This window comes from Paenibacillus sp. FSL H7-0756 (assembly GCF_038006765.1).
Classification (GTDB): Bacteria; Bacillota; Bacilli; order Paenibacillales; family Paenibacillaceae; genus Paenibacillus_AQ.
Genome location: NZ_JBBOVT010000003.1, coordinates 1,402,941 through 1,416,595 on the forward strand (window position 1 = coordinate 1,402,941; position 13,655 = coordinate 1,416,595).

11 protein-coding genes are annotated in these 13,655 nt (G+C 50.5%); 7 read left to right on the plus strand and 4 right to left on the minus strand.

Going from position 1 to position 13,655, the window contains the following annotated elements; genetic code table 11:
• Positions 1 to 147: 147 nt before the first annotated feature.
• Entirely contained in the window at positions 148 to 1,047 is a 900-nt protein-coding gene (locus tag NST04_RS32010) for a hypothetical protein (protein WP_341187818.1), read from the minus strand.
• Between the two features lie 162 nt (positions 1,048 to 1,209).
• Here NST04_RS32010 and NST04_RS32015 point away from each other — a divergent pair, with 162 nt between their 5' ends.
• From NST04_RS32015 to NST04_RS32030, 4 genes are all read left to right on the plus strand, one after another.
• The gene (locus tag NST04_RS32015) at positions 1,210 to 1,794 is read left to right on the plus strand and encodes a TetR/AcrR family transcriptional regulator (protein WP_341187819.1); all 585 of its coding nucleotides are present in this window, start codon (positions 1,210 to 1,212) and stop codon (positions 1,792 to 1,794) included.
• A 92-nt stretch (positions 1,795 to 1,886) separates the two neighbouring features.
• Positions 1,887 to 2,819 carry an AraC family transcriptional regulator gene (locus NST04_RS32020; RefSeq protein WP_341187820.1) on the plus strand — a complete coding sequence of 311 codons (933 nt, stop codon included), beginning with the start codon at positions 1,887 to 1,889 and terminating at the stop codon, positions 2,817 to 2,819.
• 41 nt (positions 2,820 to 2,860) lie between these two features.
• Positions 2,861 to 3,793 carry a VanZ family protein gene (locus tag NST04_RS32025; RefSeq protein ID WP_341187821.1) on the plus strand — a complete coding sequence of 311 codons (933 nt, stop codon included), beginning with the start codon at positions 2,861 to 2,863 and terminating at the stop codon, positions 3,791 to 3,793.
• Positions 3,794 to 3,831: 38 nt separating this feature from the next.
• Positions 3,832 to 4,437, plus strand: coding sequence for a DJ-1/PfpI family protein (locus NST04_RS32030; RefSeq protein ID WP_341187822.1), 606 nt, complete (start codon positions 3,832 to 3,834; stop codon positions 4,435 to 4,437).
• 115 nt (positions 4,438 to 4,552) lie between these two features.
• Here NST04_RS32030 and NST04_RS32035 read toward each other — a convergent pair whose 3' ends face one another.
• The 3 genes from NST04_RS32035 to NST04_RS32045 all read right to left on the minus strand — a co-directional run bounded on the left by NST04_RS32035 (position 4,553) and on the right by NST04_RS32045 (position 9,631).
• Positions 4,553 to 6,976: a transglutaminase domain-containing protein gene (locus NST04_RS32035; protein WP_341187823.1), complete on the minus strand. Its 2,424-nt coding sequence runs from the start codon at positions 6,974 to 6,976 to the stop codon at positions 4,553 to 4,555.
• A gap of 245 nt (positions 6,977 to 7,221) precedes the next feature.
• Complete coding sequence (locus NST04_RS32040) at positions 7,222 to 8,619, minus strand: SpoVR family protein (protein WP_341187824.1); 1,398 nt, start codon at positions 8,617 to 8,619, stop codon at positions 7,222 to 7,224.
• A 94-nt stretch (positions 8,620 to 8,713) separates the two neighbouring features.
• Positions 8,714 to 9,631, minus strand: a complete 918-nt coding sequence (locus NST04_RS32045; RefSeq protein WP_341187825.1) for an ArsR/SmtB family transcription factor — start codon at positions 9,629 to 9,631, stop codon at positions 8,714 to 8,716.
• A 225-nt stretch (positions 9,632 to 9,856) separates the two neighbouring features.
• Between NST04_RS32045 and NST04_RS32050 the strand changes: the two genes are divergently transcribed.
• From NST04_RS32050 to NST04_RS32060, 3 genes are all read left to right on the plus strand, one after another.
• The gene (locus NST04_RS32050) at positions 9,857 to 11,653 is read left to right on the plus strand and encodes a glycoside hydrolase family 2 protein (protein ID WP_341187826.1); all 1,797 of its coding nucleotides are present in this window, start codon (positions 9,857 to 9,859) and stop codon (positions 11,651 to 11,653) included.
• 36 nt (positions 11,654 to 11,689) lie between these two features.
• A complete protein-coding gene (locus NST04_RS32055) occupies positions 11,690 to 12,805 on the plus strand; it encodes a glycoside hydrolase family 88/105 protein (protein ID WP_341187827.1) in 1,116 nt (371 codons plus the stop codon).
• 119 nt (positions 12,806 to 12,924) lie between these two features.
• Complete coding sequence (locus NST04_RS32060) at positions 12,925 to 13,554, plus strand: hypothetical protein (protein WP_341187828.1); 630 nt, start codon at positions 12,925 to 12,927, stop codon at positions 13,552 to 13,554.
• The last annotated feature ends 101 nt before the right edge of the window (positions 13,555 to 13,655 follow it).

Genomic DNA, 13,655 nt, shown 5'->3' on the forward strand with positions numbered 1-13,655 from the left:
GAAAAGGGAATATCCCGGGCCATCGTAATGGCTTAGGGATATTCCCTTTATGTTGTCTATATTGCCCGAGCCGCTGAGTAGCGAAGTCGTGCAGTGCAGACTGGGCAAGCGGTATTATCAGGTGAGCCCTTATCCTCTTGAAGGCTCCTAATTCTCCTGCTCCTCCTGAGATTCCTGAGATTCTTTAGGCTCCTGGTGCTTCCCGCCAATCTTGAAGCTGAATTGGCCGTTATATTTGCCGAGCTGTCCGCCCAAGCCGATGCCGGCTCCCTGCCCGCCGCCGAGCTGCGCCTTGGCCTCAGCCCCGATGCCCTTCTTGCCGCCAAGCTGAACATGGGAGTCAAGACCTGCGCCTTGACTGAGGCCCAGATGAGCGCCCGCGTCAGCATTCAGCCCGTGATCGCCCCCGGCCTGCGCGCCCATCTGGACATCTGCTCCCTGTCCGCCGCCGAGCTGCGCCTTGCCTTGTGCGGCCACCCCGTATTTGCCGAAGGCCTGGGCTTCGGCGTTCACTCCGAGACCTTGCCCGCCCCCTAGATGGGAATCACCTTGCGCTTCAATGCCATAGGAGGGGCTGCCGATATGGCCGCCTGCCTGTATATTTGCTCCGCTGTACGCCAGTTTTCCTCCGGCATTCAAGCCAATGCCGTGTTTACCCCCTAACTCGCCTCCTACATCGACATGAATTCCCTTGCCGCCGGCCTGACTTGCCCCGGGATGGCCGTCCACCGGCTTGTTCGCGGCAGCCGGATGTCCGCTTTCCAGGACATCCTGCGGTTTGCTGGCATTCTGAAGCTGCTGCCAGCCATCCGTTTTGTCCTCTGCATGGTCATTCTCAAGCTTACTTGGAGCAGCCTGAGATTCGGAGAACCGGGCAGTCTGCGTATTCCTGGCAGTTACACTCTGCTTATCAATCCTCGGAGCGGTCTCCTCAGCGGACTCCGAACGTACCAGGTGGTGATAATGCGAAAAGGGGAAGGGCTGCGGCAAATGCCGATAGCCTGACGGGTGAGCTTGACGGTCCGAATCTTCGTTCCTGTAATTCATGCGGGATACCTCCATTCTTGAATTCATTACAATAGCCTATTCGCCAATATTGGAAGTGATACGTGTCAGATGAATATAAAAGTGGATTGAAATGCCTGAATGGCTATGCTACATTGTGTGAATGAATGAAAAAGGATTCACTCAGATCTGGAGGGTGTACAGATGGAAGATAAGAAAGCAGAGATTTTCAAACGCGGCAAAGAGCTGTTCAACGCCAAAGGCTTCAAGGATACCAATGTGTCCGACATCACCAAGCTGTGCGGTTATGCCGTAGGCACTTTCTATAATTATTACGCATCCAAGGAGAAGCTGTTCATAGAGATCTACCTGCGGGAGAATGAAGAGCTGAAGCGGAGCATGATGGCCAAGGTCGATCTGGAGGATGAGCCCGCCAAGGTGCTTAAGCAGATGATGGAGCTTAATTACAGCGGGATGAATGAGAACCCTATCCTGAAGGAATGGTATAATAAGGCACTCTTCAACAAGCTGGAGAAGGAATTCTTCGAGCATGGCGGGATCGAGGGAATTCAAGAGATGATGAACAGCGGCATTTTGGAATTAATCCGCAACTGGAAGTCGAAGGGAAAAATCAGAACGGACCTGGAGGACGGGATGATTCTTGCCATGTTCAACTCCATACCGTATATCGATATCCACAAGGAAGAGATCGGGGTAAGCTTTTTTCCGCAGCTCCTGGATTATATGGTTGAATTCATTATGCAAGGCTTGACAGATACGCAGCGATAGCAAGGTTGGCAGACATCCTGCCCTGATAAGCCGGGAATACAGCAAGTCTGGAACAGTCCCTCAAGCCGCCGCCTGCTATAATGTATTCACCTATGTCTATTGAAAGGCCGGTGGAGTCACTGAATTACAGCAGAGAGATCGGGCAGACGATTGATTATATTGAGGAGCATCTCATGGACCCGCTGACAGCGGAGCAGATTGCGGCGTATGCAGGGTATTCGCTGTATCATTTTTGCCGGATGTTCAGCCAGTCTCAGAACATGCCAGTCATGGAATATGTGCGCACCCGGAGATTGTCGCGGGCTGCCGTAGAATTATTCAACGGGCGGAGGATTACGGAGATTGCGCTGGAGTACGGCTTCGAGACACCCGGGGGTTTCGCCAAAGCCTTCCGCAAAACCTACGGCTACAGCCCCTCCCAGTACGCGGCGCGGATGAGCGGATATCTCCGGGACCGGTTAGAATATGAGATTAAGGACTATATTGCCGAGCCGGTGATGGTGGCGAAGTCTGCTTTTAACGTAGCGGGGTACGGGATTGAGACGGATGTGGAGGCCGGAAATGCCACGCAGGACGTAGCTTCGTTCTGGTATTACTATGATGGCGACAATCTGGAGGATCAGATGTACGCGAAGCTGAATCCGCCGAAGCACGGGGAGGTCGGCTTGTGCATTCCGGCAGACACTGGCGGCAACGCCGTTTATCTGCTGGGAGTTATAGTGGAGAATTTCAGTAAGGTTACTCCTGACATGCTTACGGCTGTTGTGCCTGCGGCGCAGTATGCGGTATTTACGACACCGCCGGTGGACGCTACGGATGAGGCGAGACCGGAGACTTTTGCCGAGGTGGTCAAGAGTACCTGGAGATATATCTTCGAGGACTGGTTTCCGGGCAGCGGCTATATGCACGACGAAGATAAGCTGAACTTTGAATTCTACGATGAGCGTTGTCACGCCCGGGTGGATTCGGTGATGGAGATTTATGTTCCGGTGCGGGAGCGCAGGTTTCATGAAACTGCTAAGTAGGTTATAGTAATATGTGGAAAATGGAGATAAAGGAGTTAACCATGGCTAAACAACGCAAGATTTTGCTAACGGTTACCGTATTGTACACATTGCTTGTGCTTTATTTTATGTTTTTTGCTTTCGGCAGAGGAGAGGCTTCGGATCATACTATCTACACCTTTATTTTCATGCCTGAAAACTTCATTTTGATGCCTGCTCCGTCTGATCTTTTTCCTCCCACCCTGATGGATTTGGTGGGTTTCGGGAACACGCTTGCGTTTATTCCTTTCGGTATATTGATTCCATGGCTGTACCGGGTCAGCTTCGTCCGGTTCATCACCTTATTCTTCATCGCGATTCTTGTGCTGGAGACAATCCAGGCTCTTACTTTCCTGGGCAGCTTCGATATCAATGACGCTCTTCAGAATTCGGTTGGTGCAGCCCTCGGTTTTGGGGCATACAAGCTGGGCTTCCGTTACCGGAGCCTCGGGCGCAATCTGGCGGCAACGGCTATATCAGGGTTGGTTCTATTTATAGCTTTATGGGGATTAGGGGCGGCGGTAGACAAAGTAATCACTAAGGTAGAGGGGCCGTTTACGGCGATCACGGAATGGACGGACACCTCGGGCAATTCATCCGCAGACAAACCGGACAACATTCAAATCAACGGACAGCAGATACCGCTCCGCTCTAACCTGTATGGCGCTGAAGGCGGAGAGTCCAGAACGTTCACGTACAAGTCTGAAGGTCAGACGACCCTCATCTTCACTTTCGGAAACCCCGAACCCACAGATTATTCCGGTGAGATCAGTATTACCCGGGATGGCCAGGAGATTTTGAATTATAATGGAGATTTTCAGCGTACTAATCCTGAACAGTACCCTGTAGTATATGAGATGCCAGTTGAACCGGGGGAAGAGCTGAAGATCACGATTAAGGGCGAATTGAAAATATGGGATGTCGGGTATAAAAAGATGCAGTTTATCTGGAACTGAGTGCTTAATCTTCCATTAGGAGAGGATAGGTGAGGCTAATGAGAATGGCATTTGTAGTGTTCGACGGCATGACCATTATGGACCTTGTAGGGTTCTATGAAGCAGTGAGCTGGGTAGCCATCCTGAAGGCGAAGGAGGACGTATCCTGGACCTTCTGCGCTAACAAGGCGGAGGTGACGGATGACCGGGGGCTGACGATGAAAGCCAATGAGGTGTTGCCTGACCTGGGGGCATTCGATCTGGTGTTCCTCCCGGGCGGCCATGCGACCCGGACGCTCCGCTACGATGAGGACTTCATAAGCTGGATACGGACCGCAGAAGGTGCACGCTATAAGGTGTCGGTCTGCACAGGTGCATTGTTGTTAGGTGCGGCAGGATTCCTGGAGAGTAAAAAAGCGACCACGAACTCCTCAGCCTACGATTTGCTGGCCCCTTACTGCGGAGAAGTCATTAAGGCCCGGGCCGTCCGGGACGGCGACACCTTCACTGGAGGCGGAGTAACGTCCTCAATCGATCTCGGTCTGTACCTGATCGAGTGCTTAGTGGATACAGACACTGCGCTCCAAGTGCAAAAAAGACTGGAGTACCCCTACTATCAGGCAGGTAAGCTAAGCGATATCTACTATCCGTATGAAGAGGAATAGAGAGGATTCAGCAAGAAAGGCAAGCCCCTACTGCGGGGCTTGCCTTTTGTCCGTATATCCGGCGCATGCACCTTTACGGCTGCTCAATGTGATCGGTTTTTCGACTACATTAGCGTTATTGCTGGGCTGCGGCATCCAATTGAACCGCCACGTAGCTTCCCAGCTCAACCATGCCTGCACTATCCAGCTTAGCGGCATCGTATTGCTTGATGGCCTCGGCGGTTGTCTGCATTAGCTCGGAGCTGTCGGTATTGCCCAGAACGCGCAGGACTACCAGAGTCTCGCCTTTCTTCAGCTGTTCTGCCAGCTTGGTCTTGTAGGCTTCCAGGGAATTTACCTCCAGCCCTTGGGTCACGTAATAATCGTAAGCATTGCTGGTGGCCTTGAACAGAGGCAGCTCGTGGTCCAGCCAGTAGGCCTTATCCATCACATACTCTACATCGGTGGCTGTAGCATCATTGGAGTTATAGAGCAAATAAGGAAGCCCGGTATTGGTAGCGTTGTTGGTCGGGTCAACATTGACCCATTCGTCGCCGAGCTTCACCTTGTTCCAGGCGTGATTTACGCCGCTCATGGTTCCTGTGACGACCATCGAAGGGACCTGGACGAGATCCGAGAGCAGCTGGAAGGTATGGGCATAGCTCATGCATACGCCGACTTTTTTAACCAGAATGCCATAGGTATTGAAAGAATCATTATACTTCGCATCAACTGTCTTGAACTCCTGCTCTTTGGCATTCTCCAGTGCAGCATCGTCATAGACGGTGTTATCATTCAGATAATTATAGATCGCCATCTGCTTCTCATCTGCACTCATGCCTTCCTTGATCGCAGCAGCGATTACTTTATCTGCCTCGGCAAGGATCTCCTTCTGCTTGGAGCGGATGGTTTCGGCAGAATCATCGTAACTCACATTAAGCGTCAGTTTCTCATAATCGTAGCCATAACCACGGAAGCCAAGAATGAGCGGGTTCTGGTAGACTACCTTCTCAATTACATCCACCAGGGCGCGTGCATTCTGCGCCTCCGGGAAGGCTTGCAGCGAGATTTCAGTCTCGCCGTTGATCAGTGTTAATGCAAGATACTCCTCCAGCGCAGAGTCAGCATGAATCAGGTCTGCCCGTATCGTGGTGCCCGGAACCGCCTGCTTGTTGCCTTCCTCTACCTTGTTCTTGGTATTTTCTTTTTGCTGGTCGATGACATTATCTCCAGGTTCGCTGGCGTTCCCGTTATCGCTGTTGTCGATGATGGTCGGTACATCCGGTGCAGGCACATAATCTGTGTCATTCTGCGGCTCTACATATCCCGGATTCGCCTTATTACTCTGGGCGGCTGCAAGACTGGCAATATCGGCTTTCGTCAATTGCGCAACCTGAACATATCCTTTGAGCGCAGTACCTTGAAGTGTGTACGGGACATCAGTTGGACCGGAAGACTTAAGCTTGACCGAACCAGTGTCGTAGAGAACAGTAACTGAAGCTTTGGAGCCATCAATGAACTGGACCGGAACGGTTTTGGGCAGCTCTTTGGCATTCTTGTACAATTTCAGGTTGATGTTATCCTCAGAAGCCACGGTGCGCGGCAGCCGTTTGGATAAAGCCACGGTATCTGCCGAACGGCTGAACCGGGATTCTTTGTCTCCCTGAACAGCAGTGACGTAATATTCCCCTTGGACATTGTTATTCTGTATGCTGGTAATCGTCTCATCTACTATACCGAGCGCACCGCGTCCGTCCTTCATGAAGTCGTTGTACGAAGTACCCTGCACTGTCGCAATCAACAGCGGACGCTGATCCGCATAACCCTGCTCCGCACCGCTGAGCGGTTCATTCGTGTTCTCCATTGTAATGTGGGAAGCACTGTAGATATTGTAGCTCTCAGCGCCCGGCACCTCATTCCACACCAGCGTCAGTCTGCCGTCAGGACTGATGTCGGCATCCAGAGTCGGTGTGGGCAGATCCGATTTCACCGTGAACGGAATGATCACCGGCTGCTTCAGCACAGTTGGCGACTTGGCATCCAGGTCATAGTTGAGCCGGATGTAGTAGACAGGCGCGTTCCCCCAGGAGCTGGCTCCGGTTGCACGCAAGGAATCGGAGGGAAGAACGCCGAAGCCGAGCGGCTTGATGGAGTATACGCTTTTGCCGTCAACAAGCTGTGAGTCCTCAAGGGTCCCTACCTTGCTCTCCGGGAGTGCCTTGATATCGGTATGTACGGATAACGTCTTGCCGATGGCTTCTGAGCCAAGATCAGTATTGAATCTGAAGATGAATTCCATATCCTGCTCCACATTATACATCGGCATGATGCCCGGACTGTGATCTGCTTCGTCTGAATCATACTTCTGCTTCAGATCGTACACAGTCTGTGAAGCCTCTGGCGGAGGGTTCCCTGAAGTGTTCTTCGTCTCGGCAGTTGCCGTAGCAGCCGGGCTGGATGAAGGCGTGGAACTTCCTTCGTTGCTTTTGCTGCCCCCCATGCAGCCTGTCAGAATCACACACATGATGAGCAGCAGTATTGCTATTTGTTTCACTTTCACTAACGTCCTCTCCCGTCTGGTTTCTGTATGAGGGTAATCATGGGCCATCCAGAATTACCCATTATAAATCACAGGAGATATATAACCCATTGGGTTACTATTAAAACAAAATTGGGATAATTTATATTTAAGTATTTTTTGCAGCAGGGTTTGACCTCCAAATCTAATACCATTCAAAAACAAGCCGCAGCGTAATTGCACATAGCAACTACACTGCGGCTTGTTGTGCGAAGCCATATATTACTCTACATAAACCGCCGCTGCACCTTTTTGCCGTCATAGGTGAACAGGGCGTTTTTGTCTTCCACGACAGTCTGCAGATGCACGGTACGGCCCCAGAGGGCGTAGATATGCGGGAGCGTGCGCTCCAGGTATTTCAGATCCAGCTCGACGCTCTCGTAGCGGTGGGCAATCAAGAGTTCGCCGTTCCGCTCATAATCGGCATCCTGGATGACGAGGTACGGGGAGCCGCCGTTCACCCGGGCCAGCACCAGCTGGTCGCGCACATTCTCCCACGCTTTATCGGTAATTTTCCACTCCGGGCCTTTTTTCTCGAACACATAGAGGTCCAGGTCGTTCACCAGTTCCTTCGACAGATAGCTGCGGATGAAAGAGATGTCGGAATCCAGCTCGCGCACCTCGAACATTTTGTCCCGGTCCCAGCGCTTCTCAATGTCCTCGAAAATCTTCAGGCCTAGGTAATACGGATTCAGGCTCTGGCGCGATGGCTGCACCACCGATGAATTCAGCTTGGCGTATTCGACCGTCTCTTCGGCAGTCAGGTCCAGCTCGCGCATAATCCGCTGATGCCAATAGGAGGCCCAGCCTTCGTTCATGATCTTGGTCTCCATCTGCGGCCAGAAATAGAGCATCTCGTCATGCAGCATCGTCATGATGTCGCGCTGCCAGTCCTCCAGAGCGGTAGAGTATTGCTGGATGAACCAGACGATATCTTTTTCCGGCTCCGGTGGGAAAGTACGTTTACCAGCAGTCTCCGGCTCCTGCGGAACAGCATCGGTCTTCTCCAGATCCCACAGCTCACTGTAGGCATTAGGCGGACCAGATCCGCCGGGCGGGGAGTCCTTGCGTTCTTTCATTTTGGCTTCGAGCAGATGAGTCTTGCCCAGCTTGCGCGGCTGGATCAGACTGGGGTCGATATGCTCCTGGATCGCCAGCACGGAATCAATGAAGCTCTCAACGGTGTCTGTGCCATAGGTGACGGAGTAATCATTGATGCGGTCGGCGGTGGCAGCCATGCTCTCGACCATATCCCGGTTGGACATGGAGAAGCGCATATTGTTCTTGAAGAAGTCGCAGTGCGCCAGCACATGCGCAACAATCAGCTTGTTCTGGACCAGGGAATTGCCGTCGAGCAGGAAGGCGTAGCACGGATTAGAGTTGATGACCAGCTCATAAATTTTGCTCAGGCCGAAATCGTATTGCGACTTCATCTTGTGAAACGTCTTGCCGAAGCTCCAGTGCCCGAACCGGGTGGGCATTCCGTACGCACCGAACGTATAAATAATATCCGCCGGACATATCTCATAACGCATCGGATAAAAATCGAGCCCAAACCCGGAAGCAATCTCCGTGATCTCGGCAATCGACCGCTCCAGCGCTTTAATCTCATCTTCACCGGGCATGCATCCATCTCTCCTTCCAGCTTGTGAACCGTTCTTCCTATGTATATGGGGGGAGGGGAGGGAGTATGATGGGCATGCCCAGCCCAAATCCCCCTTATTCCGCTTCCGTATAAAACAACTTAAGCAGAATATTCTGCGGATAATTTCCAAAGTGCTCCCCGAAGATGGTAAGGCCGCCTTTGTTAGTAGAATTCCCGTCAATCCCAATCCTCAGCTTGACGAAGGGGGACTCTTCGATCTTTAGCTCAGCGAGGGAGACCGATGATATTTTTTGACCGTCTATTCCAGTATCCTTTTTGGTGACTCTTAAATGCTTCAACAGGCCGTACTGGCTGAGCTCGTTATTCCACCAGGCCGGTGTTATTTTCCCGCGCACATCTGAGAAGTTCCCCGGTGCCGTCCAGGTGCCTAAGAATACATCGTTGATATAAAAAGCAATATCGCTCGGCCAATTATTGTTGGATTCAGGAAACTCTGATGAGAGCTCTAAGGATAATTCTAATAATTCTGCAGTGAAATTGTGGTTGAACTCATTCGGAATGATATATTCGACGAAGCCCTCCGCAAACCACAGTAAGGAGGCCTCGATCCGGTCATTGGAGACGAAGGTCCGTTGATCATCTAACTTTCCGATAATTTTTGCCTGGCTGGCTAATCCGCAGGTGGGGGTGACTGAGAAATTAGAATAGTATCCCAGCTTGATTTCATTCGTAATGACTTTAAAAGGAAGATGGAGCTTTTGCGGGAAGTTGAGGGCAATATGATCAACCGCAACAATGAAATTCTTCTTTCGGCTGTCGGTAGCCTCCAGATTGTCCTGGAGCTTGATGATCTTGGCGTCCTCCAGTAACCGGATATGGCGTGAGACGATCGCTTTGCTTAAGTTAAGTTTTACGGCTAGCTCACTGACCGTAAGCGGTGTATGTAGCAATAGTCTGAGAATCGAAGCTCTGGTGTCTGATGCCAGTGCTTTCAGAACAGAAATACCATGATCGTCGAGTTCTAAGAACATATGAACCTCCGGTTGTTAACTTTTTAGTTTACAATTAACAGTCTGGTTAAGCGCTAATTTTATTTAGTATACCACAAAGTTGAAAATCAGGAATAACGCTGATCTAACCTTGAAAGAACGCTTTCATCATGATAGTATTTGCTTGCCCGCGAGGAAGATTTACTATCTAAACCACAAAAAGTTAACTTTTATTGTGTGGACTACTAAGATGGGAGCTGAAGCTAAATGACACATAGGATGGAATACCCGCGTCCGCAGTTCGTCAGAGACGCATGGCTTAATTTGAATGGAACCTGGCAATTTGAATTTGATGACAGCAATGAGGGAGCCGCGCAGCGATGGTTTGATCCAAGTGAGAATTTCAGCCAGACCATTCAGGTTCCCTTTGCGTTTCAGACCCCTGCCAGCGGAATACACGATACGACGTTTCATGACTATGTCTGGTATAAGCGCAATTTCACACTTGATCCGGACTGGTATAAGAAGCGGGTGATATTACATTTTGGAGCGGTAGATTATAGAGCTTGGGTGTATGTGAATGGTCAATATATCGGGATGCATGAGGGCGGACACACTTCATTTTCTTTTGACATTACGCATGCCTTAACTGGACAGGAAGAACAGGTAACGGTTCATGTGGAGGACCCATCAACAGACGAGACTATACCACGGGGCAAACAGTTCTGGTTAGAGCAGCCCGAGAGCATCTGGTATACCCGCACGACAGGGATTTGGCAGACCGTGTGGCTGGAGGCAGTAAACCCTGTTCATATTCAGCAGGTGAAATTTACGCCAGATTTGGATCAAGGGAGTATTGGAATAGAAGTGAAGTCTGAGGGACATGGATCAGAAGAATTAGATTTGGAACTTCGTATTTCTTTTGGCGGAGAGCTTGTTATTCAGGACCGGGTACGATTATTACAGCCTATAACACGCAGAATGGTAGATCTGTTTGGTTTGAAAATATTCCGCACAAACTTTCATCGGGCCGGCTGGACATGGAGCCCGGAAACTCCTAATTTGTTCGATGTGGAAATGAAGCTGTACGATCACGGGGTTGAGGTGGACTCTATAGAGTCGTATTTCGGCATGCGGAAGGTTCATACAGAGAATGGTATGGTCTATCTGAATAACAAACCTTATTACCAGAAGCTTGTACTGGACCAGGGGTATTGGCAGGAAGGATTGCTAACAGCGCCGACGGATGACCATCTGAAGAAGGATATCGAATTAGCCAAAGAACTAGGGTTCAACGGTTGCCGGAAGCATCAGAAGGTCGAGGACCCGCGGTTTTTATACTGGGCAGACCGGATAGGGTTCCTTGTATGGGGAGAATGTGCGGCGAACGCCTCTTACAATAATGATGCTGTAGCCCGCTTAACCAAAGAATGGATTGAGATTATTGACCGTGATTTCAATCATCCCTCGATTGTGGCCTGGGTTCCGCTTAACGAAAGCTGGGGGATTCCGCTGGTGAAATCGGATAAGCAGCAGCAGTATCACAGCGTAGCCATGTACAGTCTGATTCATTCATTGGATCATACCCGGTTAGTCATATCGAATGACGGATGGGAAATGACGCTGACGGACATTTGTGCGGTACACAATTATCAGCACGGCAGAGCGGATGAGCCCGATAAATATGAAGAGTTCAAGCGGATTCTTTCTACAAAAGATACCATGCTTGCTTCCAAGCCATCGGCCCGGAGTGTATATGCAGACGGATATGAGCATCGGGGCGAGCCGATCTTGTTAACTGAATTCGGCGGGATAAGCTATAAGGCTGGCGCTGACGACGGCTGGGGATATACCAGTGCACAATCTGCAGACGATCTTGTTCTGGAATACGGAAGAATTATGAAAGCGGTATACGCTTCGAAGATTATTTATGGCTATTGTTATACGCAGTTAACGGATGTGGAGCAGGAGATTAACGGCCTGGTGGCCTATGACCGGACACCCAAATGCGATCTGTCATTAATTAAAGAAATTAACGATCAGTGGCATCTGCGGACCATTTAACCGGAACTTATGAAATGATAAGGAGCTGAAGAATCGATGACAAATGAAAGTTTGCTTCAAAAAATCGGGCTGGTCGTAGACAGGCTTATGAACCTGGGCGGCAGCGATTATGAAAAGGATAAAACCGTGGTTCAGGCCGATACCAGAGTAGGAATTGTGCAGCGCGATTTCGGCATTGAAGAATGGGATTGGCCTCAGGGCGTAGGTCTTTATGGTCTTTACAAGCTGCAAAAGCATTATGGCGATACGCGCTATATGGAATTTTTCCGGAATTGGGTTTCCCGTAATCTGGAGGCGGGCCTGCCCTCCAAAAACATTAATACAACAGCTCCTTATCTGCCTCTGGTGCTGCTCCTGGATCAGCTTGAGCCTTCCAGCGAACTGGAAGAGCTATGCCGGAAGCATGCAGATTGGCTCATCCATGAGCTGCCCAAAACCAAAGAAGGCGGCTTTCAGCACACGGTCACTGCGATTGGCAACCGGGATGGAATTCACCTGCACAATGGACAGCTATGGATTGATACGCTCTTTATGGCGGTTCTGTTCCTGAACCAGGCGGGGCGCAAGTTTAACCGGCCGGACTGGGGGCATGAGGCTGAACACCAGATTCTGCTGCATATCAAGTATTTGTTCGACAAACATACCGGCCTGTTCTTCCACGGCTGGAGCTTCGAACGCAATGATAATTTCGGCAGTATCTTCTGGTGCCGCGGCAATTCCTGGTTCACGTATGGGATCACCGATTACCTGGAAGCCTGCCAGGATTCAATTAGCCCGGGGTTCCGGCGGTTTTTGATTGATACGTATACCGCTCAGGTTAATGCCCTGGTCTCCCTCCAGGCAGCTTCCGGTCTCTGGCATACCGTCCTGCAGGACCCGTCCAGCTATGAAGAGGTATCCGGGTCAGCCGCAATTGCCGCAGGGATCATAAAAGGCATCAAAACCGGTATTCTCGATTCCTCCTATCAGGCTGCGGCAGACAAGGCCATTCAGGCGGTATGCCAAAATATTAGCGCAGATGGAACAGTGCTGAATGTGTCGGCCGGAACCGGTATGGGAATGGATAAGGAGCATTACAAGAACATTGCCCTTAGACCTATGGCGTACGGACAGTCTTTGGCTCTTATTGCATTGTATGAAGCTTTAAAATAAACGGAAAAAAGCCTAATCCCTGAGCGTTTACGCCAAAGGATCAGGCTTTTTTTCACAATAAATTATGTTAAAATCACATTAATTAATACTTGGATATCGACGAACGGGAGGGATAAGTAATGACCGATTTTACAGCGATTCGGGACCTGTTCCATATTACAGAACCGTGCGGATTTGATAAGGAATCATTAACACCATGGATGGAACGCTACGGGCATATTCCGCAGGTGTTGCGGGCGTATTATACGGAGCTTGGGGCCCACTCTGCATTGAACGCGACTCAGGATTTTCTGGTTCAGCCTCAGAATTTTCCGCGTTATATGGAAGAAGACTACTGCATCTTTTATACCGAAAATCAAGAAGCCTGCGTCTGGGGAATCCGTGCAGCGGATATGAAGCTCGATAATCCTCCCGTCTATGTACGCAGCGGAGAGGAATGGGAGCGCCTGCGTTCGTCTGTTAAGGAATTTTTGCTGGCTATGGCCCATTTGCAGGCAGTGCTGGCGATGGAGTATAGCAGCGAAGAATATTGGGACATCGATGAGGCTGCTGCGGAGCGGATTGAGCAGAACTTTCCTTCCCGCCAAGCGGATTCGGATTTGTACACGGGCGTACGTTTTTTTGGCCAGCCGGGTGAATTGATTATGATTATGAACAACAACGGTGGCCATCTGTTAATGTTCGCGGCCGAAGACGAGGAACGCCTTGATGAATTGTACAACCTCTTTGAGCAGTGGACGGAGCAGTAATCCGCGCCTCCCGGCAAAAGTACCGTATACGTGCCAAACAAGGGCCTGACCGCAGTCAGGCCCCGCTCAACACTCCTTCTAACTAAGCCAGACTAATAGCC